Origin of the sequence: Actinomadura opuntiae (genome assembly GCF_030283205.1) — a bacterium.
Taxonomy (GTDB): domain Bacteria; phylum Actinomycetota; class Actinomycetes; order Streptosporangiales; family Streptosporangiaceae; genus Spirillospora.
In genome coordinates this window covers 291807-313421 of the sequence record NZ_JASNWF010000002.1, presented here as the reverse complement: position 1 = coordinate 313421, position 21615 = coordinate 291807, and the positions used below count along the sequence as shown (strand labels likewise).

Annotated in this window: 23 protein-coding genes; 10 read left to right on the top strand and 13 right to left on the bottom strand. The window is 74.1% G+C overall.

Annotated elements, in window-relative coordinates:
• Position 1 precedes the first annotated feature (1 nt).
• The 4 genes from QP089_RS04945 to QP089_RS04930 form a co-directional block, all read right to left on the bottom strand.
• Positions 2-1603 carry a CocE/NonD family hydrolase gene (locus QP089_RS04945; RefSeq protein WP_285910079.1) on the bottom strand — a complete coding sequence of 534 codons (1602 nt, stop codon included), beginning with the start codon at positions 1601-1603 and terminating at the stop codon, positions 2-4.
• Positions 1604-1651: 48 nt separating this feature from the next.
• Positions 1652-3121, bottom strand: a complete 1470-nt coding sequence (locus QP089_RS04940) for a hypothetical protein (RefSeq protein WP_285910077.1) — start codon at positions 3119-3121, stop codon at positions 1652-1654.
• A 92-nt stretch (positions 3122-3213) separates the two neighbouring features.
• Complete coding sequence (locus QP089_RS04935; protein WP_285910076.1) at positions 3214-3816, bottom strand: DJ-1/PfpI family protein; 603 nt, start codon at positions 3814-3816, stop codon at positions 3214-3216.
• Positions 3813-4763, bottom strand: a complete 951-nt coding sequence (locus QP089_RS04930) for a GlxA family transcriptional regulator (RefSeq protein ID WP_285910075.1) — start codon at positions 4761-4763, stop codon at positions 3813-3815. Before QP089_RS04930 ends, QP089_RS04935 begins: the two co-directional genes overlap by 4 nt.
• 321 nt (positions 4764-5084) lie before the next feature.
• Between QP089_RS04930 and QP089_RS04925 the strand changes: the two genes are divergently transcribed.
• Positions 5085-5231, top strand: coding sequence for a hypothetical protein (locus QP089_RS04925; protein ID WP_285910074.1), 147 nt, complete (start codon positions 5085-5087; stop codon positions 5229-5231).
• Here the strand turns inward: QP089_RS04925 and QP089_RS04920 are convergent.
• The 3 genes from QP089_RS04920 to QP089_RS04910 all read right to left on the bottom strand — a co-directional run bounded on the left by QP089_RS04920 (position 5215) and on the right by QP089_RS04910 (position 7189).
• A complete protein-coding gene (locus QP089_RS04920) occupies positions 5215-5682 on the bottom strand; it encodes an ATP-binding protein (protein ID WP_285910072.1) in 468 nt (155 codons plus the stop codon). The two genes, QP089_RS04925 and QP089_RS04920, sit on opposite strands and share 17 nt — an antisense overlap.
• 133 nt (positions 5683-5815) lie before the next feature.
• Positions 5816-6649, bottom strand: a complete 834-nt coding sequence (locus QP089_RS04915) for a phosphoribosylaminoimidazolesuccinocarboxamide synthase (protein WP_285910071.1) — start codon at positions 6647-6649, stop codon at positions 5816-5818.
• 21 nt (positions 6650-6670) lie between these two features.
• Entirely contained in the window at positions 6671-7189 is a 519-nt protein-coding gene (locus tag QP089_RS04910) for an Lrp/AsnC family transcriptional regulator (protein WP_285910070.1), read from the bottom strand.
• A gap of 105 nt (positions 7190-7294) precedes the next feature.
• Between QP089_RS04910 and QP089_RS04905 the strand changes: the two genes are divergently transcribed.
• On the top strand, positions 7295-8359 hold the full coding sequence (locus tag QP089_RS04905) for a Glu/Leu/Phe/Val dehydrogenase family protein (protein WP_285910069.1): 1065 nt from the start codon (positions 7295-7297) through the stop codon (positions 8357-8359).
• An 18-nt stretch (positions 8360-8377) separates the two neighbouring features.
• On the opposite strand, the gene QP089_RS04900 is transcribed toward QP089_RS04905, so the two are convergent.
• Positions 8378-8758 carry a tautomerase family protein gene (locus QP089_RS04900; RefSeq protein ID WP_285910068.1) on the bottom strand — a complete coding sequence of 127 codons (381 nt, stop codon included), beginning with the start codon at positions 8756-8758 and terminating at the stop codon, positions 8378-8380.
• A gap of 63 nt (positions 8759-8821) precedes the next feature.
• Here QP089_RS04900 and QP089_RS04895 point away from each other — a divergent pair, with 63 nt between their 5' ends.
• From QP089_RS04895 to QP089_RS04885, 3 genes are all read left to right on the top strand, one after another.
• The gene (locus QP089_RS04895) at positions 8822-9301 is read left to right on the top strand and encodes a MarR family winged helix-turn-helix transcriptional regulator (protein ID WP_285910067.1); all 480 of its coding nucleotides are present in this window, start codon (positions 8822-8824) and stop codon (positions 9299-9301) included.
• A 153-nt stretch (positions 9302-9454) separates the two neighbouring features.
• Positions 9455-10030, top strand: a complete 576-nt coding sequence (locus tag QP089_RS04890) for an RNA polymerase sigma factor (RefSeq protein WP_285910066.1) — start codon at positions 9455-9457, stop codon at positions 10028-10030.
• Positions 10023-10961, top strand: a complete 939-nt coding sequence (locus QP089_RS04885; protein WP_285910065.1) for a CU044_5270 family protein — start codon at positions 10023-10025, stop codon at positions 10959-10961. Before QP089_RS04890 ends, QP089_RS04885 begins: the two co-directional genes overlap by 8 nt.
• Before the next feature lie 51 nt (positions 10962-11012).
• On the opposite strand, the gene QP089_RS04880 is transcribed toward QP089_RS04885, so the two are convergent.
• Positions 11013-11819, bottom strand: coding sequence for an alpha/beta fold hydrolase (locus tag QP089_RS04880; RefSeq protein ID WP_285910064.1), 807 nt, complete (start codon positions 11817-11819; stop codon positions 11013-11015).
• Positions 11820-11892: 73 nt separating this feature from the next.
• Between QP089_RS04880 and QP089_RS04875 the strand changes: the two genes are divergently transcribed.
• Entirely contained in the window at positions 11893-12726 is an 834-nt protein-coding gene (locus tag QP089_RS04875) for a helix-turn-helix domain-containing protein (RefSeq protein WP_285910063.1), read from the top strand.
• Positions 12727-12734: 8 nt separating this feature from the next.
• Here the strand turns inward: QP089_RS04875 and QP089_RS04870 are convergent, their stop codons facing one another.
• From QP089_RS04870 to QP089_RS04860, 3 genes are all read right to left on the bottom strand, one after another.
• Positions 12735-13532 carry a DUF1963 domain-containing protein gene (locus tag QP089_RS04870; protein ID WP_285910062.1) on the bottom strand — a complete coding sequence of 266 codons (798 nt, stop codon included), beginning with the start codon at positions 13530-13532 and terminating at the stop codon, positions 12735-12737.
• A gap of 71 nt (positions 13533-13603) precedes the next feature.
• Complete coding sequence (locus QP089_RS04865) at positions 13604-14098, bottom strand: cupin domain-containing protein (RefSeq protein WP_285910061.1); 495 nt, start codon at positions 14096-14098, stop codon at positions 13604-13606.
• 32 nt (positions 14099-14130) lie between these two features.
• Positions 14131-14502 (bottom strand): DUF4267 domain-containing protein, encoded by a 372-nt coding sequence (locus tag QP089_RS04860; RefSeq protein ID WP_285910060.1) that lies wholly within the window; start codon positions 14500-14502, stop codon positions 14131-14133.
• Positions 14503-14689: 187 nt separating this feature from the next.
• Between QP089_RS04860 and QP089_RS04855 the strand changes: the two genes are divergently transcribed.
• Entirely contained in the window at positions 14690-16105 is a 1416-nt protein-coding gene (locus tag QP089_RS04855; RefSeq protein WP_285910059.1) for a sensor histidine kinase, read from the top strand.
• Here the strand turns inward: QP089_RS04855 and QP089_RS04850 are convergent.
• Positions 16062-16952: an NAD(P)-dependent oxidoreductase gene (locus tag QP089_RS04850; RefSeq protein ID WP_285910058.1), complete on the bottom strand. Its 891-nt coding sequence runs from the start codon at positions 16950-16952 to the stop codon at positions 16062-16064. The two genes, QP089_RS04855 and QP089_RS04850, sit on opposite strands and share 44 nt — an antisense overlap.
• A gap of 97 nt (positions 16953-17049) precedes the next feature.
• On the opposite strand from QP089_RS04850, the gene QP089_RS04845 reads away from it, so the two are divergent.
• Genes QP089_RS04845 through QP089_RS04835 form a run of 3 tightly spaced genes read left to right on the top strand, consistent with a single transcriptional unit; the run spans position 17050 to position 21576 of the window.
• Positions 17050-20202, top strand: coding sequence for an AfsR/SARP family transcriptional regulator (locus QP089_RS04845; RefSeq protein ID WP_285910056.1), 3153 nt, complete (start codon positions 17050-17052; stop codon positions 20200-20202).
• Positions 20199-21083, top strand: a complete 885-nt coding sequence (locus QP089_RS04840) for an arylamine N-acetyltransferase family protein (RefSeq protein WP_285910055.1) — start codon at positions 20199-20201, stop codon at positions 21081-21083. Before QP089_RS04845 ends, QP089_RS04840 begins: the two co-directional genes overlap by 4 nt.
• Before the next feature lie 10 nt (positions 21084-21093).
• A complete protein-coding gene (locus tag QP089_RS04835) occupies positions 21094-21576 on the top strand; it encodes an RrF2 family transcriptional regulator (protein WP_285910054.1) in 483 nt (160 codons plus the stop codon).
• Positions 21577-21615 lie beyond the last annotated feature (39 nt).

Genomic DNA, 21615 nt, shown 5'->3' with positions numbered 1-21615 from the left:
GTCAGGGCGCCCAGACGGGCAGGTGCAGCGCCGACGGGTGTCCGGCGCCGCGCAGCACCTCGATGCGGACGCGGCGCGACGCGACGGCCCGTCCGGCGGGTTCGCCGCGCCCGTGGTTGCGGGCGAAGCGCGGGAACGCGCCGCCCGCGAGCATGACGCGCAGCCGGTGCCCGCGCCGGAACCGGTAGCCGGTCGGGTGCATCTCGATCTCGGCCCGGACGGTCTCGCCCAGGGCGGCGCCGATGCGGAGCATGCCGTCGGTGACGTTGCGGGAGACGCCGTCCGGGCCGACGTCGCAGAGCCGGACGAACAGGTCGGCGTGCCCGGTGCCGGTCCGGACGTGGAGCGTCGCCGACACCGGGCCGATCAGGTCGAGGTCGCGTTCGAGGCGGGGACCGGTCAGGACGGCGACGTCGCCGCGCGCCTCGATCCGGCCGTTGTCGCGCTGCCCGCCCCGGCCGGGCGCGAGCAGCGGCCCGCCCACGGACGGCGTCGGGTCGAGCGGGTCGTAGGTGAACGCGGCGGGATCCAGGGACTGCGCCGGTTCGTCCCAGGTGAGGCCGTGGGAGAGGTACAGCGGGGTCGGGGTGGTCTCCGGCGGCGGCCACTGCTGGAAGTCGAGCCAGCGGTCGGCCTTCTGCAGGTAGAGCCGGACGGGCGCGCGCCGCAGCTCCGCCGCGTCCCTGTTGAGATGCGCGTTCAGCCACGACACCTGGTCGATGAGGACGGCGCGCAGTGCCTTGGCGTCGTGCCCCCACGGGCCGATGGTGATGCGGACCTGGCGTCCGGCGTCGTGCAGGGCCGTGAAGTCGCGGAGCTGGCCGCGCAGGAACAGGTCCCACCAGCCCGCCACCATGCTCGCGGGCGATGTTGTCGCGGCCACGCGCGCGCTGTGATCGGTCTCCCGCCAGAACTCGGGGCTTTCGACGTTGCCGGTGACCTCGCGTAGGAACGGCTCGGCTCGTCCTATCGCGGCCATGTCGGCCTCGCCGACCGGAAGGTGCCGCATAGCGGCCCTTACGCGGCGGTTGTGGAGCGGGTGTTTCCTTTCGTCGCGCGTTCCCATGAGGGACGACCACACCAGCGTGTTGTGCAGGGCGAGCGCACCGCCCGGATAGAACGAGCTGACGAATTCGGACGCGGTGACGCCGAGACCCATCGCCTCCAGGGGCGGGTCCGCGTACGGCGCGATCGCCCATTGCGTGTAGCCGAGATAGCTGGCGCCGACCATCGCGACACGTCCGTCGCACCAGGGCTGGGCGCGGACCCATTTCAGCGTCGCGAGCCCGTCTTCGCGCTCGTCATGGAAGGCGTGGAACTCGCCGCCCGACCCGTGTATGCCACGTACATTCTGTATGACGACCTGGAAGCCGCGCCTGGCGAGCACCCCGGCGAACAGCCGCAGGAGGCCCTGCCGCTTGCCGTACGGGGTGCGGACGAGCACGGCGGGCAGCGGGCCTGCGCCGCGCGGCCGGTACAGGTCCGCGACCAGCGTCGTGCCGTCCGGCATGGGGATCCGCAGGTCACGGGCCATGCCGGTGTCCGTGGTGGTGGCGTCGGGGAGCCCGAGGAGCCGGTCGATCAGCCGTCCCGCCATGGCCATGCGCAACCTCCGCGTAGGTGGAATACCACCGTCCCACGCCCTGACGGATCAGAGCGCGGCGAGCCGCTCGTACTCCTCCAGGACGCGTGCGAACTCGCCGGTCGGCATCTCGCAGGCGTGGCCGTCCAGCCAGAGATGCTCGAGCCGGACGGTCCGGATGTCCAGCTTCAGATGGCAGGCGTTCCCGGTGTGCTCCCACCCGGGACGCGCCGCGCGGACGACCTCGAGGTGGTGCCGGTGGCACTGCACGTCGTGCAGCAGGAACGCCGTCAGGACGTGCGGCGCACCGCTCACCGCACGGGCGGTCCCGGCCGCGCGCGAGGCGGCCGCCTCCAGGTCGGCGCCGGACTCGGCCAGCTCCGGGAAGAACACCCGGACGTGCTGCGCCACCCGCTCGACCTGCACCGGTTCGCACGGCAGCCGCCGCACCGCCTCAGGGTCGACGTAGCCGTGCACGGGGACGCCCGCGACGAACGACGCCCACGCGCCGGGGACGGACGGCAGCAGACGGGCGCGGACCAGGGCGTCCCGAAGGTCCGACGCCAGCCGGTCCGCGTCGATGCCGCGCGGCATGAACGTCTTGGTGCCGCCGCGCAGCCGCCCGCCCGCCTCGTCCAGCACGGCGAGATCGGCCCAGCACGCGCCGGACCCGGTGCCGAGGACGCCGTGCGGGAGGCACGCGTCGGGATGCGGGGTGAGGCCGGCGACGTCCTCCAGCGTCGCGCGGGGCGTGCGGATGAGCGTCCAGCCGCGCGTCCGGCGGGACGAGCCGCCGAGCGCGAGCGCCGCCGCCACCGGTTCGCGGCGCTCCTGCCGCGAGGGCTGCAGGCTGTCGGTGTGCGCCTGCCGGAACGCGGCCACGACCTGCCGGAACGTCTCGGCGTCCAGGCACAGGTAGGCGCCGCCCTCGCCCTCGATGGTCGCGACGCCGTCGGCGACGTCGACCCGGAACACCCGTCCCGGCCACGTCACGGCCGCGCCCGGGCGGCCCAGCTCGGCCAGCGTCCAGTCCAGGCCGAGGACGAACTCGGCGTCGCCGAGCAGCCCGGCCAGCGGCTCGTTCCCCGGCGCCGGAAGGCACGCGACGCGGCCCGGGCCGTCCACCCGGAACGCGACCGGGAGCTCCCGGTCGGGGACGAAGCGCGCCGCGCCCGCCTGGAGCACGCCCTCCAGCATCTGCCGGTGCCGCACCGCGCCGACCTGCTCCAGGTACTCCTCCAGGCAGCGCAGCAGCACGGCGGGGTCGAGGTCGCAGGACGACCAGCCGCCGACGTCGCGCAGGTGCACGACCGCCCCGTCGAAGTCGAGCCGGTGGAAGCGGTACAGCTCCTGCCAGGGCCGGTGCCCGTCGCGTTCGGCCAGCCCGGCGCTCAGCCGGCCCTTGGCGCGGATGATCGCGGCGACGTCCTCGCCCAGGTCGTTGAGCAGGAAGTCGCGCAGCGGGGCGTGCGCGGGGTCGGTCTCGACCGCCACGCGCACGCCGTCGCCGCGGATCCGCACCGGAAGCGCCATCGCCATTCGCGTGATTATGCCGATAAGCGAAGATCATCACCGGTATGGCGGAATGTTCGATCCCGATTCGGGACCATGCCGTGTCCGGAGCGGCCCGCCTAGAGGGGCTCGTCCGCCATGTACGGCGGGGACGGTTCGTACTGGATGTAGCGGCGCACCGCTCGCGCGTGGTCGCGCCCATGGAGGCGCCCCACCAGCCATAGCGCCATGTCGATTCCGGCCGACACCCCCTGGCTCGTGACGAGGTTCCCGTCGACGACGTACCGGGCGTCCCGCACGACGGTCACGTCACCGCGCGCTTCGAGGTCGTCCTCGGACGCCCAGTGCGTCGCCACACGGCGTCCCTTGGCCGGGCCCGCCGCGTGCAGCAGGATCGAGCCGGTGCACACGCTCGCCACCCAGTCGGCCCGTTCGGCGGTCTTCGCTATCCAGCCCGTCACGGCCGCATTGTGAATCTGCGTCACGCGTGCACCGCGCCCACCCGGCACTAGCAGGACGTCGAGGTCGGGATGGTCGTCCAAGGTGTGGTCGGGGACGACCCTCATGCCCTTGGCGCAGCGCACGGGTTCAGGACGCTCCGCTATCAGGACCGCCTTGTCGCCTTGCTCGCGCAGCATGGCTGAGGCTGTGAACACCTCCCACGGCCCCACGAAGTCCAGTTCCTCGGCCTCCTCGAACACCAGCAGCCCGTAGGTCGTCATGCGTACTCCCTCGTTCCTCTGAATCGGTCCCGGTAGTCCGACGGCGCGACGCCCACGTGCCGGTGGAACGCCCGCCGCAGCGTCTCCCCCGTCCCGAACCCGAGCCGTCGCGCCAGCGTCTCGACCGGTTCGTCCCCCTCGGCCAGCGCCCGCCGCGCCGCCTCGATCCGCACCCGCTCCACGTACGCCGACGGCGGCATCCCCATCTCGGCGGCGAACCGGCGCTGCAGGTGCCGCGGGCTCAGCCCCGAGCAGCCGGCCAGGTCGGCGATGCTGTGCCGGGCGCCCGGATCGGTCTGGACGGCCGTCACCGCCACCCGGATCGGGTCCGACGCCGGCTGCGCCGACCACAGCGGCACGCTGAACTGCGACTGGCTGCCCGGCCGCCGCAGGAACATCACCAGCTCCCGCGCCACCGCGTGCGCGACCTCGCGGCCGTGGTCGTCCTCGACCAGCGCGAGCGCGAGGTCCATGCCCGCGGTGACGCCCGCGGACGTCCAGACGCGCCCGTCCCGGATGAAGATCGGGTCGCAGTCGACGCGCAGCGCCGGATACTCGGCCCTGAGCTGCGCCTCGCGGCCCCAGTGGCTGGTGACGCGGCGGCCGTCGAGCAGCCCGGCCTCGGCGAGCAGGATCACCCCGCTGCACACCGCCGCCACCCGCCGCGCGTCCCGCGCCGCCGCCCCGATCCACCGGACCAGCGCCGGGTCCTCCCGCGCCCGGTCGACGCCGGTGCCCCCGACGACCAGCACCGTGTCGAACCCGTCCGGCGGAAGGGCGCCGATGCCGTGGGAGGCGACCACGGGCAGCCCGCTGCTGGACGCCACCGGGCCCGCCTCCGGCCCCACGACCAGGCATTCGTACCGCCCGGTCGTCTGGAGGACCTCGTACGGCCCGGTCAGGTCCAGCCCCTGGAACCCCTCGTAGATCACGAACGCGACGTGCATGTCTCCAGGCTGGCTCCCGCCGCGTCATGGCGTCAACGACACGTACCCCACAGAACGCGCCATCGGAATACGGGCGAAAAAAAGGGGGTTGACACGCGGACCGCGTCCGCCAATACTCCTGATCATGGAGCTTTGATACTTCGCGGTCGAGCCGCCCGCCTGATGCCGGGCCCGCTCCCCATCCCTCCACGCCGAAGGCGCCTTTCCGAGAACATTTCCACTGGTGCACGCCTACCCGCGTGACCAGCGTTTTCGCCATGCCTCCGGCCTCTTCTCACCCTTTCACGGCTGCACTGCACCCATGCCCGGAGGTGGTTTTCCTTGCGTACGAACGACCATGCTCGAAACCCGAAGCAGGACCCGAAGAAGGGCAAGAACAAACAGCCCGACTTCAGGTCGGCGGCGATCGCGAACAACCGCCGCAACGCCCGCCGGCTGCCCACCCGCCAGTTCAACCGGGGCCGCTGACGTCCCCCCGGCCCCGGACCCACGCGTCCGGGGCCGGGAACTCCGCCCACACCACCGTCCGCGTCCCGTCCGTCCGGTAGCCCCACCGCGCCGCGAGGCCCTGCACGATCCGCATGCCCCGCCCGCTCTCCGCGCCGGAGTCCTCCTTCACGTACGGGCGCGCCCCGGACGCCCCGTCGTCGGCGACCTCCAGCCGCACCGTCCCCGGCGCGGCCGCCACGGCCACCGCCACCCGGCCGCCCTCCAGCCCCGACGCCGTGTGCGTCACCGCGTTCGCGACCGTCTCGCTGACCGCCAGCACCACGTCGTCCAGGTTCGGCAGGCCCGCCAGCAGGCCGCGGACGAAGCCGCGCGCCAGGCCGACCGACCTGCTCGCCCCCGGCAGCGCGACCGCGCCGAGCACGGTCAGCCCCTCCCGGTCCACGCCACCGAGCACGTCCTCGACGCCCACGCAGACGGCCCCCTCCGCTCCGGAAAGTCGCCCGTCACCTCGCAGTACGTCCCGCGCCCCGGCCTGCGTTCACCGTCCGCGCCGCGACGTCACCGACCGTCAGCGGCCGGCGGGCTCCGACGGCGGCCGCCGGTCAGGACTCCCAGCGGCGGCCGGTGAGGCGCTCGTAGACCTCGATGTAGCGGGCGCGGGTGGCGTCCACGACGTCCTGCGGGATCGCCGGGCCGGGCGGGGTGCGGTCCCAGTCGAGGGTGCTGCTCCAGTCGCGGACGTACTGCTTGTCATAGGAGCGCTGCGGACGGCCGGGCTCCCACTCGTCGGCGGGCCAGAACCGGGACGAGTCGGACGTCAGCACCTCGTCGGCCAGCACCAGCGTGCCGTCGGCGGCGCGGCCGAACTCCAGCTTGGTGTCGGCGATGATGATGCCGCGCTCGGCCGCGATCGCGGCGCCGCGCCGATAGACCTCCAGCGTGACGTCCTTGAGGTGCGCCGCCGTGTCCGCGCCGATCTCGGCGACGACGTCGTCGTAGGTGATGAACTCGTCGTGCCCCTCGGTCGCCTTCGTCGTCGGCGTGAAGATCGGCTCGGGCAGCCTCGACGCCTCGACCAGGCCGTCCGGCAGCGCGATCCCGGAGACGGTGCCGCCCTTCTCGTACTCCTTGAGCCCGAGCCCGGCGAGGTAGCCGCGGGCGATCCACTCGACGGGCAGCATCGTCAGCCGCTTGCAGCGGACGGCCCGGCCGGCCCATTCGTCCGGCACGTCGGTCCCGGAGATCACGTGGTTCGGCACGACGTCGGCGAGCTGCTCGAACCACCACAGCGACAGCTGGGTGAGGATCTTGCCCTTGTCCGGGACCAGCGTCGGCAGGACGACGTCGTACACGCTCACCCGGTCGGACGCGACGAGGACCAGGTCGTCCCCGTCCGCGTAGACGTCCCGGACCTTCCCCGAGTGCAGCAGCTCCACGCCGTCCCCCTCAACTCCCGCTCACCTGCGACCAGTGCTCCCGTCAATGATCCCAGCCGCCGCGCGCCCGCCCGCCTCCCGGGGGGACGGCAGCCGGACGGGGGCGCGGTCGGCGACCTGCTCGAAGATCACCGACGAGCGGAAGCCGGTGATCTCGCGCCGGCCGGCGAGCCGGTCGACGAGGAAGGCGTGCAGGTGGTCGAGGTCCTGGACGGCGACGTGCAGCAGGAAGTCGTCGTCGCCGGACAGCACGAAGACCCGCAGCACCTCGGGCAGCCCGCCCGCGAACTCCTTGAACGCGTCGATCGCGGTGCGGCTCAGCGGGCGCACCTGGATCGACACCAGCGCCTGGACGCGGCGGTTCAGGGCGGCGGGGTCGATGTCGGCGTGGTAGCCGCGGATCACGCCCCGGCGGGTGAGCGCGCGGACCCGCTCCAGGCACGTCGAGGGCGCGATGCCGAGCCTGCGGGCGAGCTCCCGGTTGGACTGCCGCGCATCCGTCTGGAGAAGCCGCACGATCCCCGAATCAAGTTCGTCCATGGCCGGGAAGGTAACACCGATTTCAGCCAAACGTTCGGTCCACCTGGAAATCCGCGGTCATACGTCCGATTCTCGATACGAACTGCGTGCGAACGAGGGGGAACGATGTTCGAGCACGAACAGGTGGTCGTCCGGACCGGGCCGCGCTCGGGGCTGCCGATCGTCGTCGCCGTCCATTCGACGGCGCTCGGCCCGGCCGCCGGCGGCGTGCGGATGTGGCGGTACCCCGGCTGGCGGGACGGCCTCGCCGACGCCCTGCGGCTGTCGGCCGCCATGACCGCGAAGTTCGCGGCGGCCGGGCTGGCCAACGGCGGCGGGAAGACCGTGGTCGCGCTCCCCGAGGGGACGGTGCTCGACGGGCCCCGGCGGCGCGACGCGCTGCACGACGTCGGCGACGCGATCGCCGCGCTGGACGGGGCGTACTCGGCCGGACCCGACGTCGGGACCGCGCCCGCCGACATGGCGGTGATCGGCGAGATCACGCCGCACGTGTTCTGCCGGCCCGCCGGGGACGGCGGCAGCGGCGACCCGTCCCCGCACACCGCGCTGGGGACGCTCGCCGCACTGCGCGCCGCCGCCCGCCGCCTGGACGGCACCCGGAGCCTGGCCGGCCGCCGCTTCGCCCTGATCGGCCTCGGGCACGTGGGCGAGCACCTGGCGGGGCTGCTCGCGGCGGAGGGCGCGGACCTGACGGTCACCGACATCGACCCCGGCAAACGGCCGAAGGCCGAGGCGCTCGGCGCCGCCTGGACCGACCCCGACCGGATCCTGGACGCGGACGCCGACTTCCTCGTCCCCGCCGCCCTCGGCGGCGTCCTGACCGAGCCGGTCGTGCCGCGGCTGCGCTGCCGGGCCGTCGTCGGGCCCGCGAACAACCAGCTCGCCTCGCCCGGCGTGGCCGACCTGCTGCACCGGCGCGGGATCCTCTGGGTGCCCGACCACGTCGCCAGCGCGGGCGGGGTGATCCACGCGGTCACGACGGAGCTCCACCGGCTCGGCCCCGACGAGGCGCGGGCCCGCGTCGCCGCCATCGAGGACACGGTCACCGGCCTGTTCGACACCGCCGACCGGCTCGGTGAGACCCCCGCCCGGGCCGCCGACGACCTCGCCCGCCGCCGCGTCCGGGCGGCGAGGACCGGGGCGACGAGGACCGGGGCGGCCCGCCCCTAGCCGGCCCTCGCCGCGCGGTCAGGCGGCGGGGGCGCCGCCGACGAAGGTCCGTTCCTGCGGGGACGCGACGAGTTCCACCATGGTGCCGGCGCGGAACTCCTCGCCGAGGACGCCGGTGACCGCGTCGGTGAGGGCGGCGCCGAGGCGGGCGGTGATCTCGGCGGCGTCGGGGCGGTCGAAGGCGGCGGCGCGGACGCCCAGGGCCAGCGAGGCGCCGGTGTCCACGGCCTTGCCGCCCTGCGCGAAGCGGCCCGCGGGGACGCCCGCCAGCCGGACGCCCACCAGGTCGCGGGCCCATTCGCCGTATACGCCGACGATCGCCTCGGTCAGGGCCGCGATCAGCCCGGCCTCGTTGCCCGCCAGCCTGTCCTCTGGAATGTGGGCGGTCAGATGCGGCACAGTGGTCCCCGTTCTCTTTGACTGCAAAGGCTTTGATTTCAAAGGTACTTGAGGAGGGGCCCGATGTCCACGGGACCGGGCGGTCCGGCCGTCGACGAGGCCGTCCGCACCCTGCTGCTGCTCATGCCGCGGCTCGTCGGCCGCGCCAAGCGCCTGCCCGTCCCGCCGGCCCTCCAGGGCCTGGACCTGGCGCCGCGCCACCTCGCGCTGCTGGCCCACCTGGAGTACGACGGCCCGGCGAGCGTCAACGAGCTCGCCGCGCGGCTGGAGGTCGCCCCGACGACCGTCAGCCTGATGGTGAGCGAACTCGCGCGGCCCGGCGTCCTGGAGCGCACCGCCGACCCCGCCGACCGCCGCCGCCGCATCGTCGCCATCGCCCCCGCCTACACCGGGCCGATCACCGAATGGCTCTCCGGCAGCGCCTCCGCCTGGGAGCGCGTCATGCGCGACCTCGCCCCCGCCGAACGCGCCACGGTCATCACCGCGCTGCGCGCCTACGAGGCCGCCCTGGAACAGAGCGCCGACCGGCGTCGAACGCGCTGACGCCGAGCGCGGCACCCTCATGGCGCTCCGGCGCCGGGTCCGCGCCACGGACGGGCGGGCCGGATCGTCGCGAAGACGGAACCGGTGTTCGGCGAAGTATGGGGGAACGTTGGCCGAACACTCGAAAGGGTCCGCAATGACCAGGACAGGTACGTGACCGCCGAGGTGGGCGAGTCGCCGACCGACCTCGACATCGCCACCGGCTTCCGGCGGGATCCGGAACGGTTCACCGATGTCCACGACCGGTACTTCCGGGACGTCTACCGCTACGTCGCCGGCCGCCTGGACGGCCAGGTGGCGGAGGACATCGCCGCCGAGACGTTCTGCGTGGCGTTCGGCAAGCGCGACCGGTTCGATCCCGAGCGGGGCAGCCTGCGCGCCTGGCTGCTCGGGATCGCCACCAACCTCGTCGGGCAGCACCGGCGCAAGGAGGCGCGCCGCTACCGGGCCCTGGCGCGGGCCAAGGGCGACGCCCCCGCGGCCGGCAGCCACGAGGACCGCGTCGTCACCGAGGTGGCGGCCCGGCGCATGCGGCCCCAGCTGGCCAGGGCCCTCGCCGCGCTCTCCCCCGAGGAGCGCGACGTGGTGCTCCTCGTCGCCCTGGGCGATCTGTCGTACGACGAGGTCGCCGAAGCGCTCGGCATCCCGCCGGGCACGGTGGGCTCCCGCCTCTCCCGAGCCCGCAGGAAACTGCACGACGCGATCCGCCCGGAGGCCTTCCGTGGATGAACTGAAGATGCTCGGCACGGCGCTGGCCGGGCCGGACCCGTCCCCCGACACCGTCGACCGCAGCCGGCACCGGCTCCAGAACACGATGCGGGGCGGCCCCGCCAGGCCCAGGTCCGGGCGCAGGACGCGCTGGATCGCGGCCGGGGTCGGGCTCGCGGCCGCGGGGGCGGCGGCGGCCGTCGTCGTCTCCGACCTGTCCGCGCCGGACTCCCACAAGAAGGAGCCGGTCCTGTCCGGCCGCCAGGTCATGCTGGCGGCCGCGACCACCGCGGAGTCCAAGCCCGCGGCCTCGGGCACCTACTGGCACACGAAGACCGTCCAGCAGCTGGGCAAGGTCACCACCGTCAGCGAGACGTGGACGCGGCGCGACGGCAGCACGTGGCTCAGCGTCGCGCCGGGCCTGGTCAGCCGCGTCGGGCAGCGGCCGCTGATCAGGGGCAGCGACCTCGACTACACCCGCGTCCAGCGGCTGCCGACCGACCCCGGCCGGCTCAGGACCGCGCTGCTCAAGAGCACCACGGTTCCGGCCGCCCGGCAGCAGCCGCGGCTCTCCACCATCAACCTGCTCCAGGCGGTGCTCGTCGAGGTGCCCGCCCCGCCGAAGGTCCGCGCCGCGGCCTACCGCGCGTTGGCGGCGATGCCCCACATCGACAACCTCGGCCGGACGGCGGGCGGCTACCGGCTCAGGATCTCGTACATGGACGACGCCGGCACGCGCGTCGAGGGCACCGAGACGATCGTCGTGGACCCGAAGAGCACGCAGCTGCGCGTCGAGGGATGGGCGGGCTTCGGAGGCGGCGACAATCCCGTCGGACCCTCGCGGACGGCGTCCGGCTGGACGGACGGGCTGCCGGGCCGGATCGTCCCCTGGAAAGCCCAGGAGCCCTACATCGAGAAGCTGAACGAGCAGCTCAAGAAGCAGGGTCACTGACGCGGCGGCGGCACGCGGGAGCCGTCGCGTGCCGCCGGAGCCGCGGGTGCGTCAGGTGCGGGCGGGGGCCAGGGCGGCGGCGAAGCGGTCGATCTCGGTTGCGAGACGGGCCGGCGCCTCCAGCGGCGACAGGTGGCCCGTGCCCTCGATGACCGTCATGCGCGCGCCCGGGACGACGGGCAGGAGGTCGGCCTCCAGCGACGCGGGCGGGTCGACCCGGTCGTGCTCCCCGGCCAGGATGTGCACCGGGACGTCGATGGCGGCCGCGGCGGCGGCGATGTCCTCGGTGATGCCGTGCAGCGGCCAGGCGAGCCGGGCGTCGTCGTCCGCGGCGAGGCTGTCGGCCAGCACCTGTTCCCGCAGGTCGGCGGGCAGGGGACGGTGGGTCAGCACGTGCTGGAGCGCGTCGCCGACCGTCGCGCGGCTGTCGTAGGCGTGCGACAGCGCGTCCGCCGCCTGCGCGTCCACGGCCGGACGAGGCGGGGCCGGCGCGACGAGGACGAGCCCGGCCAGGCCGTCGGGCCGCCGCGACGCGACCAGCTGGGCGACCTTCCCGCCCATCGAGTGCCCGACGAGGACGTACCGGCCGAGGCCGAGCTCGCGGACGACGTCCAGCACGTCGTCCGCGAGCCGCCCGATCCCGTACGGACCTGGCAGTCCGCGGGCCGCTCCCCAGCCCCGGTGGTCGTAGGACACGACGGTGCGTCCGGCGTCGAGGCGGTCGATCACCGGGGCGAAGGTGCGGTGCGAGCCGCCCCAGTAGTGGAGGAACACCAGCGCGGTCGGCTCGCCGTCCCGCACCCACACCGGCAGCGGCCCGCCCGGAACGTTCACCTGACGCATGTCCATCTGGTTCATCGGAAGTCCCCTTTCATCTCCTTCGACGCTAGGGACCGGACACGGCGCCGACCAGGTAAGCTCCGGCCTGTCTATGGTGAAAAACGGACAGCGGACCGCCATCCGCACGCTGCACTACCAGGACGGCGGCGGGCCGGACGGCGGCGTGGAGGTGTCCACGTTCGCGCGGCTGCGGGCCATGCCCGCAGGCAGCGAGCGTCCTCCGGTGCAGCGGGCGGATTTCCACGTGCTCGCGATCGTCAACTCGGGGCACGGGGTCGTGACGGTGGATTTCGTCCGCCACCGCCTTGAGCCGGGCACGATCGTGTGGATCCGTCCGGGCCGCGTGCACCGCTGGGACGACATCGCCGGGGTGGACGGAACGCTCGTGCTGTTCCGCCCCGAGTCCGTGCCGAACGGCTCCCCCGGGGCCGATCCGCTGGGGCCGGTCGCCTGGCGGCCGACCGGACGTCCGGCGCTGGTCCGCCTCGCCGCCGACCACCTGCGCCGCGAGTACGACGCGGCCCCCGGCGGCACCGCGATACTGCGCGCGCTGCTGGAAGTCCTGCTGCTCCGCGCCAGTGACAGCGCGCCCCCGCCGCCCGCCGGACGGCAGGCATTCACCGCGTACGCCGCCGCCGTCGAGGCGCATTTCGCGACCTCCCGCGAGGTCGCCTGGTACGCCCGCCGGCTGGGCTACTCCCCGCGCACTCTCAGCCGCGCGACGCACGAAGCGACCGGCCGCAGCGCCAAGCAGTTCATCGACGACCGGGTGGTCCTCGAAGCCAAGAGGCTGCTCGCCCACACCCGCATCACGGTCGCCGAATGCGCCCACCGGACGGGATTCGACGACCCGGCGAACTTCTCGAAATTCTTCCGCGCCCGCACCGGCCTCACTCCGGGCGCATTCGCGGCCCGAGCGCGCTGACCCCCAGATCAGGCGCAGATTCCCTGGGCCTCCGCCTGACCGAAGTCACCTTCGGCGAACGCCTTCGCCGGGATCGTGAAGTACAGCGTTCCGGCGTCGCCCCAGCCCCATTCGAGTTCCGCGTCCTCCGCGAGTTGCAGCAGGTGGACGTCGGGACGCCCCGCGTCGTCACGCCCGGTCACCGGAACCGTGTACGAGGTGTCGGGCCACCCGAACGCGCAGTGCATGCCCATGGTGTTGGAGTCGAACTCTTCCATTCGTGCCATGAGAAAGGAGTTCGCCCCCCAGTGCTCGTCCTTGTCGTACTCGATGTCGCCGTCCTCGACGTCCCAGATGTCCGGGAGCATGACCACCTCGGCGGCGCGGACGGGCGTCGGCGGAAACGTCCTGGCCGGCGCGGGCGCCGCCATCTCGACCGCGCGTGCCGGATCGGCGGCGATCACGAGCCCCGTCCCATGCGCGAAATCCAGCTTCGAGTACTCCTCGTACGGCACGTCAGGATCGAAATAGAAGAAGTTGAGCAGGCCCGGCCGGACCGGCAATTCGGCGCCCAGCCAAGGGGCGAGGGCGTCGGTGTCGAGCACCGCGAACAACGAGTACGGATAGCCACCCGCCCGGGGCCACGAAGTACCCGGATCGAGCAGCGCAGCCCCGCCGAGCCGACACCCACCGGTGGCCTGAGAACCACCGGCCGCCCGCTCAAGGCAGAACCCGCGCCGCGCCATACCCGCGAACTGCCGCCCCGCCCTCTCCCCAAGCCGCTCAACACAGACCCGAACCATGGCCTCGAAGTCATCGAATCTCACGCTCGAAATCCTCCCACCACCCGCAAACACCTTGCAGATGAGCACACGCGGAAAGGGCCGTTGCGGAACGGTCAGGGGCGGGCGGTTTCCCAGGCGGGGCTTTTGCGGAAGTAGGTGTCGTAGAGCTCCTGGACGTCCAGCAGGGACTCCGGGGGCTGCTTGCCGTAGGCGATGCGCTCCAGGTGGCGGAAGTACTCGAACCGCTCGACGCCCGGAGTGATGACGATGAGGATGTCGGCGTCGTGGCCGGGCGCGGCGGCGAAGGCGTGCGCGAGCCCCGGCGGGACGATCACGAGGTCGCCGCGCTCGGCCGTCACGACCTGCTCCCCGGACAGCAGCTGGGCGGTGCCGGCGAGCATGTAGAACAGCTCGGCCGAGCCGGCGTGGTGGTGCGGCCTGGCGCCGTCGGCGCCGTCGGCGAGGGTGACGCGCTGCGTGGACAGGGCGCCGCCGGTCGAGCCGGCGTCGGCCAGCAGCCGGACGGTGGTGGGCGCGCGCCCGACGACCTCGGCGTCGGCGGAGCGGACGATCACGGAATCGGTGAAGCCGGGGACGGCGAGCGACATGGCGGGCTCCTTGCGGGTCGGGGTTCGGCGGGTCAGACGGCGAACAGCAGGGCGGCGCTGATGAGGACGACGACGGCGGTGGCGAAGTGGATGCCGAACGCGACCGCCTTCGTGCCGCCGTGGCGCAGCACGACGACAGTGTCCCCGATCGGGGCGAGGGCGACGAGCAGCATGAACCACGCTTCGGCGTGCGCGCCGGCGAAGGCCAGCAGGGCGAGGCCGACCAGGCCGTACGTCCCGTCGCGGATGCCCTTGATCGTCAGGTAGGCGGGGTCGCCGTCGGCCTTGGCGGGGACGCCGTACCCGGCGGCCGCGGTACGGGGCGTGAGCAGGAAGCGGGCTCCGATGAAAAGGATCATCAGGTCGAGCAGGACGGCGAGGCCGTAGGCGAGGGGGGCGAGCATCGGGCACTCCTTGGCTAGCACTGCTAGGAACAAGGACGACGCTAACATAGCGTCGCTTTCAAAGCTAGCGCCGCTAGAAATTCGATCGCCCGGTCTGTGGACGCCGAGAGCATCCCTGTATCCACCGTCGCCTACGCTTGGTAGCGAGACATGCGCTGTTCGTGACGATCCGGCTCGGGGGACGGCTGTGACGCAGGAGTGGGGCGAGCGCGTCCGCTACTGGCGCAACCGGCTGCTGGTGTCCGTGCGGGGGCGCGCGACGGTCCTCACCGTCGGCGTCACGGCCGTGTTCCTGACGGTGATCTTCGTGCTCGGCATGCTCCTCGTCCGCGACTGGCTGGAGAACCGGGTCGCGCGCGACACCGAGACCACCGCCGAGCACATCACCTTCGACTTCCTGCGGGACGGCGGCGAGGGCATGCTCGCGACCGGCTTCGTCCCGACCCGGCCGGGCGACGCGCCGCTGGCGCAGATCGTGAGCACCGACCGCCGCACCGTCCTGGCGGCCAGCGACTCCGCGCGGGGCATGCCGCCGCTCGGCTACATCCGCCGCACGTCCGGCAAGCTCGTCATCGACGAGAAGGGCTGCCCGGACTTCGTCCCCGGCTGCGCCTGGGTGTTCGGCATGCGGGCGCGGACCGCGCCGGGCGGCCAGGACGTGATCATCATCGCGGCGACCCCGCTGCCCGGCCTGCTGAACGTGTGGGCGCTGCCGCTGACGCTGGTCCTGGTCCTGCTCGGGCTGCTGGCGCTCGTCGCGTGGTGGACGTGGCACACGATCGGGCGGGCGTTCACCCCGATCGACCGGATCCGCCGGCAGCTGGCCGACCTCGACGCCCGGGACCTCGACCAGCGCGTGTTCGTCCCGCAGACGCACGGGGAGATCCAGGCGCTGGGCGAGACGGTCAACCGGACGCTGGAGCGGCTGGAGGAGGCGACGGACCGCGAGCGCCGGTTCATCTCCGACGCCTCCCACGACCTGCGCAACCCGATCGCCGGGCTGCAGATGCAGCTGGAGATGGCGCTGGAGGAGGTGGACGGCGAGGCGCGGCCGATGATCCGCTCGGCGCTGCGCGACGCCGAGCGGCTCAACGACATCGTCATCGACCTGCTGGAGCTGTCCCGGCTGGACGCGCGGGCGCCGCAGCCGGTGGAGCCGGTCGACCTCGCCGAGCTGGCCCGCCGGGAGACCGAGCGCCGCACCGACGGGGTCCCGATCACCACCCGGCTGGAGCCCGGCGTCGTCGTCCGGGCCAACCCGGTGCGGATGGCGCGGGTGCTGGGCAACCTGCTGAGCAACGCCAAGCGGCACGCCGAGTCGAGCATCGAGGTGACCGTCCGGCGGGACGGCGGCATGGCGCTGCTCCAGGTCCAGGACGACGGCCACGGCATCCCGCCCGACCAGCGGGAACGGGTCTTCGAGCGGTTCGCGCGGCTGACCGAGTCGCGCGAACGCGACCCGCAGGGGACGGGGCTCGGGCTGCCCATCGCCCGCGAGATCGCCGAGATCTACGGGGGCTCGCTGTCCATCGCCGACAGCGCCAGGGGCGCGTGCTTCGTCATGCGCCTCCCTCTCGCCGGGGACGGCGGATCGCCTCGATGACGCCGGCCAGGCCGTCGCCGCCGTGGCCGGCGTCCACCGCACGCCAGAACAGGTCCCGCAGGGCGAGCGGCCCGGCGGTGTCGACCCCCGCCTCGCGGCTCGCCTCGACGACGTGGTCGGCCCCCACGGCCTGCATGCGGAGGCTGTTCGCACCGCCCGGGAAGACGCCGGTCTCGATCTCCTCGGCGAGGATGCGCAGGAAGCCCATCGGGCCGTCGCCGGTGAGGCTCTCCAGCAGCGACGACGCCAGCGGGCGGAACTGCCGCGCGGACACACCGGCGCTGCCGAGCAGCGCGATCCCGTGCATGTACGCGGTGAGCGTGGACCAGAACAGGTACAGCTGCGTCTGGTAGTAGAGCATCGACAGGCCCGGGTCCGAGCCGACGAACGTGGTGTCGCCCAGTTCGGCGAGGGTTTCGCGGTGGCGGTCCAGCACGGCCTCCGGGCCGCTGTAGAAGACGTACGCGCCGGGCCGCCCGATGCCGGGCGGCGGGACCATGATCCCGCCGGTCAGCAGGTCGGCCCCTCGCTCGCCGGCCCAGGCGGCGGCGCGGCGCAGCTCGTCCGGGCTGCCGGAGCTGAGGTTGGCCAGGACGCGGCCCTTGATGTCGGCGTCGCCGATCGAGTCGTACATGGCGGTGTAGTCGGTCTGGCTGATGACGACCAGTTCCGCTGCGGCGAGCGCGTCGGAGATGGTGGCGGCGAGCACCGCGCCCTGCTCGACCAATGCGGCGGCCTTGGACGGCGTGCGGTTCCACACTGTGGTCGGGTGCCCGTTGGCGAGGAACGTCCGCGCCATGGTCGCGCCCATGGGTCCTAGGCCGATGACGGTGACCGGGGATTTCATGTGCTCCTCCTAGAGGCGTGTTGTTCGGCCTCCACGGTGGCTGCGCGCGCTACGGAACGGCTGCGGGTCTGTCCGTAGCGGTGGTTACGCTTGCGCGATGCGCTACGGGGTGTTGGGACCGCTCGCGGTATGGACATCCGGCGGGACGCCGGTACGGGTGCCCGAGGTCAAGGTCAGGACGCTGCTGGCCGCGCTGCTCACCGAGCCGGGACGGGCCGTCCCGGTGGACCGGCTGGTCGACGCGCTGTGGGGCGACCGTCCGCCCCGCAATCCGGTGGGAACGCTCCAGGCCCGGGTCTCGCAGCTGCGCAGGGTGCTGGAGGAGGCCGAGCCCGGCGGGCGGGCCCTGGTCGTCTCCCGTGCGCCCGGGTACGCGCTCGACGAGCCCGAGGACGCCGTGGACGCGGGCGAGTTCACGGCCCTCCTGGCACAGGCCGGGGAGGCCGCCGACCCGGTCGCCAAGGCGCACCTCCTCGGCTCGGCGCTCGCGCTGTGGCGGGGGCCCGCGTTCGAGGGCTTCTCCGGCGCCCCGTTCGCCGAGGCGGTGGCCGCGGGCCTGGAGGAGCGCCGGCTGGCCGCGCTCGAGGAGCACGCCGAGACGCGGCTCGACCTCGGCGAGCACGCGGCGGTCGCCGCCGAACTGGCCGCGCCGGTGGCGCTGCACCCGCTCAGGGAGCGGCTGCGCGCGGCGCACCTGCGCGCCCTCTACCGGTCCGGGCGGCAGGGCGAGGCGCTGGCCGGCTACCACGACCTGCGCGAACGCCTCGCCGACGAGCTCGGCGTCGACCCCGGCCCGGAGCTGACCGCGCTGTACCAGTCGATGCTCGAACAGGACCCGGCCGAGGGCGAGCGCCCGCGCACCGCGCCGCGGCTGCCCGCCGCGCTCGGCGAGCTGATCGGGCGCGAGCGCGACGTCGAGCGGGCCCGCGCGCTGCTGGCCGCGCACCGCCTGGTGACCCTGACCGGGACCGGAGGCGTCGGGAAGACGCGGCTGGCGCTGGAGGCCGCGGCCCGCTCGGCCGCCGTCCATCCCGACGGCGTCTGGTTCGTGGAGCTGGCGGCGGGCCGTCCGGCGACGGCGGCCGAGGCGGCGCGGCAGGTCGGGCACGTCCTCGGCCTGCGGGACGAGGCCGCGCCGGACGTGGCGGGCACGGCCGGGCGGCGGGCCGCCGACCCGGTGGAGCGGGTCGGCGAGGCGCTGCGCGGGCGGCGGACGCTGCTGGTCGTCGACAACTGCGAGCACGTGGTCGAGCAGATCGCCGAGCTCGCCGAGCGGCTGCTCGCCGCGGCGCCGGGCCTGCGGATCCTCGCGACCTCGCGCGAGCCGCTGGGCCTGCCCGACGAGCGGCTGCTGGTCGTCCCGCCACTCGACCTGCCCGGACCGTCCACGGCGCCGGACGCGATGGCGGAGTCCGGCGCGGTCCGGCTGTTCGCGGTGCGGGCCGCGGCGGCGGATCCGGGGTTCGTGCTGGACGAGGCGTCCGCGCCGTGGGTCGCGTCGATCTGCCGGCGGCTGGACGGCGTCCCGCTCGCGCTGGAGCTGGCGGCGACGCGCGTGCGGGCGCTCGGGGTGCGGGAGCTGGCGGCGCGGCTGGACGACCGGTTCCGCGTGCTGGCGGGCGGGCGGCGCGGCGGCCCGGAGCGGCAGCGGACGCTGCGCGCGGTGATCGACTGGAGCTGGGAGCCGCTCGGCGCGGACGAGCGGGCCGTGCTGCGGCGCCTCGCCGTCCACGCGGGCGGCTGCACGCTCGCCGCCGCCGAGGAGGTGTGCGGCGCCGACGCCGAGGTCCTGGCGCGGCTCGTCGACCGGTCGCTGGTCGTGCGGACGCGCGACGACCGCTACCGCCTGCTGGAGTCGGTCGCCGCCTACGGGCTGGAGCGGCTGCGCGAGGCCGGTGAGGAGGCCGATCTGCGGCGGCGGCACGTCCGGTACTACACCGGCCTTGCGCGGGAGGCGGCCGACCTGCTGCGCGGGCCGGCGCAGCACGAGTGGCTGGAGCGCCTCGATCAGGAGGGCGCCAACCTGACCGCCGCTCTCGCCGAGGGCGGCGGGCTGCCGCTGGTGAACGCGCTGGGCTGGTACTGGTACCTGCGCGGCCGGTTCGGCGAGGCGCGGTGCGCCTTCGAGGAAGCGCTGGCGGCTTCCCCTGCGACGGCGTCCGGACGCGTAGAGGCCGAGACGTGGCTCGCGGGTTTCACCATGTTGTCCGGCGAGGCCACCGATTCCGAGCGCCTGCGCATAGCCGCCCTGGAGCGATACGAGGATCAGGGCTCCTTCGCCTATGCGCGGGCCGAGTGGTTCCTCAGCCACGTCCACTGGGCCTATGGCGATATCGCCGCGAACCAGGCGCGCGTGGAGCACGCCCTCACCGTGTTCCGCCTGCACGCCGATTACTGGTACACGGCGGCCGCGCTGGCGACCCGCGCCAAGTTCGCGATCGTGCACGGCGGCCTGGAGTCCATGCGGCGCGACGGCACCGAGAGCATGGACCTGTTCACCGCGCTGGACGACGCGTGGGGACGGCTGGAGGCCACCGACGCGCTCAGCCGCCACGCCGAGATCACCGGCGACTACGCGACCGCCGCCGGCCACCACCGCGCCGGCCTCCGGATCGCCGAGGACCTCGGGATGTGGCCCGAGGTGGCGTTCCGCACCGCCGGGCTCGGCCGCCTCGCGCTGCTGACCGGTGCCCTCGACGAGGCCCGCGACCTGCACGAACGGGCGCTGCACATCGCCTCCCGGCAGGCCGCGCGGTCCGCCGAGGAGTTCGCCGAGGCCGGGCTCGGCCTGGTGGCGCGGGCGCGCGGCGACCTCGACGCCGCCGAACGGCACCTGCGCGCCTCGCTCGGCTGGCTGCACGGGATCGGCGGGACGGCCGGGATCGCGTTCCTGCACGTCCAGCTCGGCTACATCGCGGAGCTGCGCGGGGACGCCGAATCCGCGCGCGCCCTGCACCTCGACGCGCTCGCCGGCGCCCGCGCCACCGGCGACCCGCGCGCCGTCGCGCTCGCGCTCGAAGGGCTGGCGGGGGCGCGGTCGCTCGCGGGCGAGCACGCCGCGGCGGCGGGGCTGCTCGGCGAGGCGTCCGCGCTGCGCGCGGCGGCCGGGGCGCCGCTGCCCGCGGCCGAGCGCGGTGACGTCGACCGCGCCGCCGGGAGGATCGCGGCGGCGATCGGTGTTGCCCTGTTCGAGAGCGAGTTCGAGCGCGGCCGCGCACGCGGGGCCGGGCGTACGGAGGGGACACCATGAGCGAGGATCTCGGGTTCGGCTGGCAGGGCGATCGGCTCGACCTGCCCGCCTACCTGGCGCGGATCGGCTACGACGGCGACCCGCGGCCGGACGCGGCGACGCTGCGCGCGCTGCACCGCGCGCACGTCACCGCCATCCCGTTCGAGAATCTGGAGATCATCCTCGGGCGGCCGATCGAGCTGGACCTGGCGGCCGTGCAGGGCAAGCTCGTCGACCGGCCGCGCGGCGGGTACTGCTTCGAGCACAACCGGCTGTTCGCGGCGGTGCTGGAGCGGATCGGCTTCGAGGTCGTCGCGCTGACCGGCCGGGTGTCGATGGGCGCGGAGAAGATGCTCCCGGCGACGCACGCGCTGCTGCACGTCCGCACGCCCGGTCAGCCGGCGGACGAGCCCGCGCTGCTGTGCGACGTCGGGTTCGGCGCCGGGCCGCTGGAGCCGCTGGAGATCCCCGGCGACCGGGAGGTCGATCAGGACGGCTGGGGGTTCCGGCTGCGGCCCGGCCGGGTCACCGCCGCGTGGCGGCCGAGCACGCACCTGTGGGAGTTGCACCAGCGCGGCCCGGACGGCTGGATCCGGCGGCACTCCTTCGCCCTGGACGAGGCGTTCCGCATCGACTTCGACGTGCTGAACCACTACGTGTCCACGAGCCCGCGCTCGCCGTTCACGGCCCGTCCCTTCGCCCAGCGGTTCTCCCCGGAGGCGCTGCACGTGCTGGACGGGACGACGCTGACCGTGACGCGGCCGTCCGGCGAGTCGCGCAAGCAGGCGCTGGCCGCCGCGGAGGTACCCGGCACGCTGGCCGAGGTGTTCGGGATCGTCCTGGACGGCGACGACCCGGCGCGGCTGGTGAAGGCGCTGGACGGATCTAATCTAGACGTGTAATGTCCAGGTTATGCGGATCAGCGAGGGGGTCGAGTGGGCGGCGCACTGCCTGCTGCAGCTCGACTGGATGGACGAGGACCGGCCCGTGCCGACGGCACGGCTCGCGGCCGGCTTCGACCTCCCCCCGCCCTACCTGAACAAGCAGCTCCAGGCCCTGGTCAGGGCGGGCCTGGCGACCTCGACGCCGGGCGCGCGGGGCGGCTTCCGGCTCGCCCGCCCGCTGGAGAAGATCACGATGATGGACGTCGTGGCGGCGATCGAGGGCCCCGAGGACGCCTTCCAGTGCACCGAGATCCGCCGCCGCGGGGCGGGCGCCGGCACGCCCGAGTCCGCGCTGCGGCGGCCCTGCGCCGTCAGCACCGCCATGCGCCGGGCCGAGCTGGCCTGGCGCCGGGCGCTGGCCGACCAGACGCTCGCCGACGTGCGCGCGGCGGCCGAGCGCAGCGCGCCGCGGCTCGGTGAGAGCATCCGCGCCTGGTACGCGCGCAACTGACCGTCCGGCCCCGGACCCCGTCCGGGCGCCGGCCGGCCC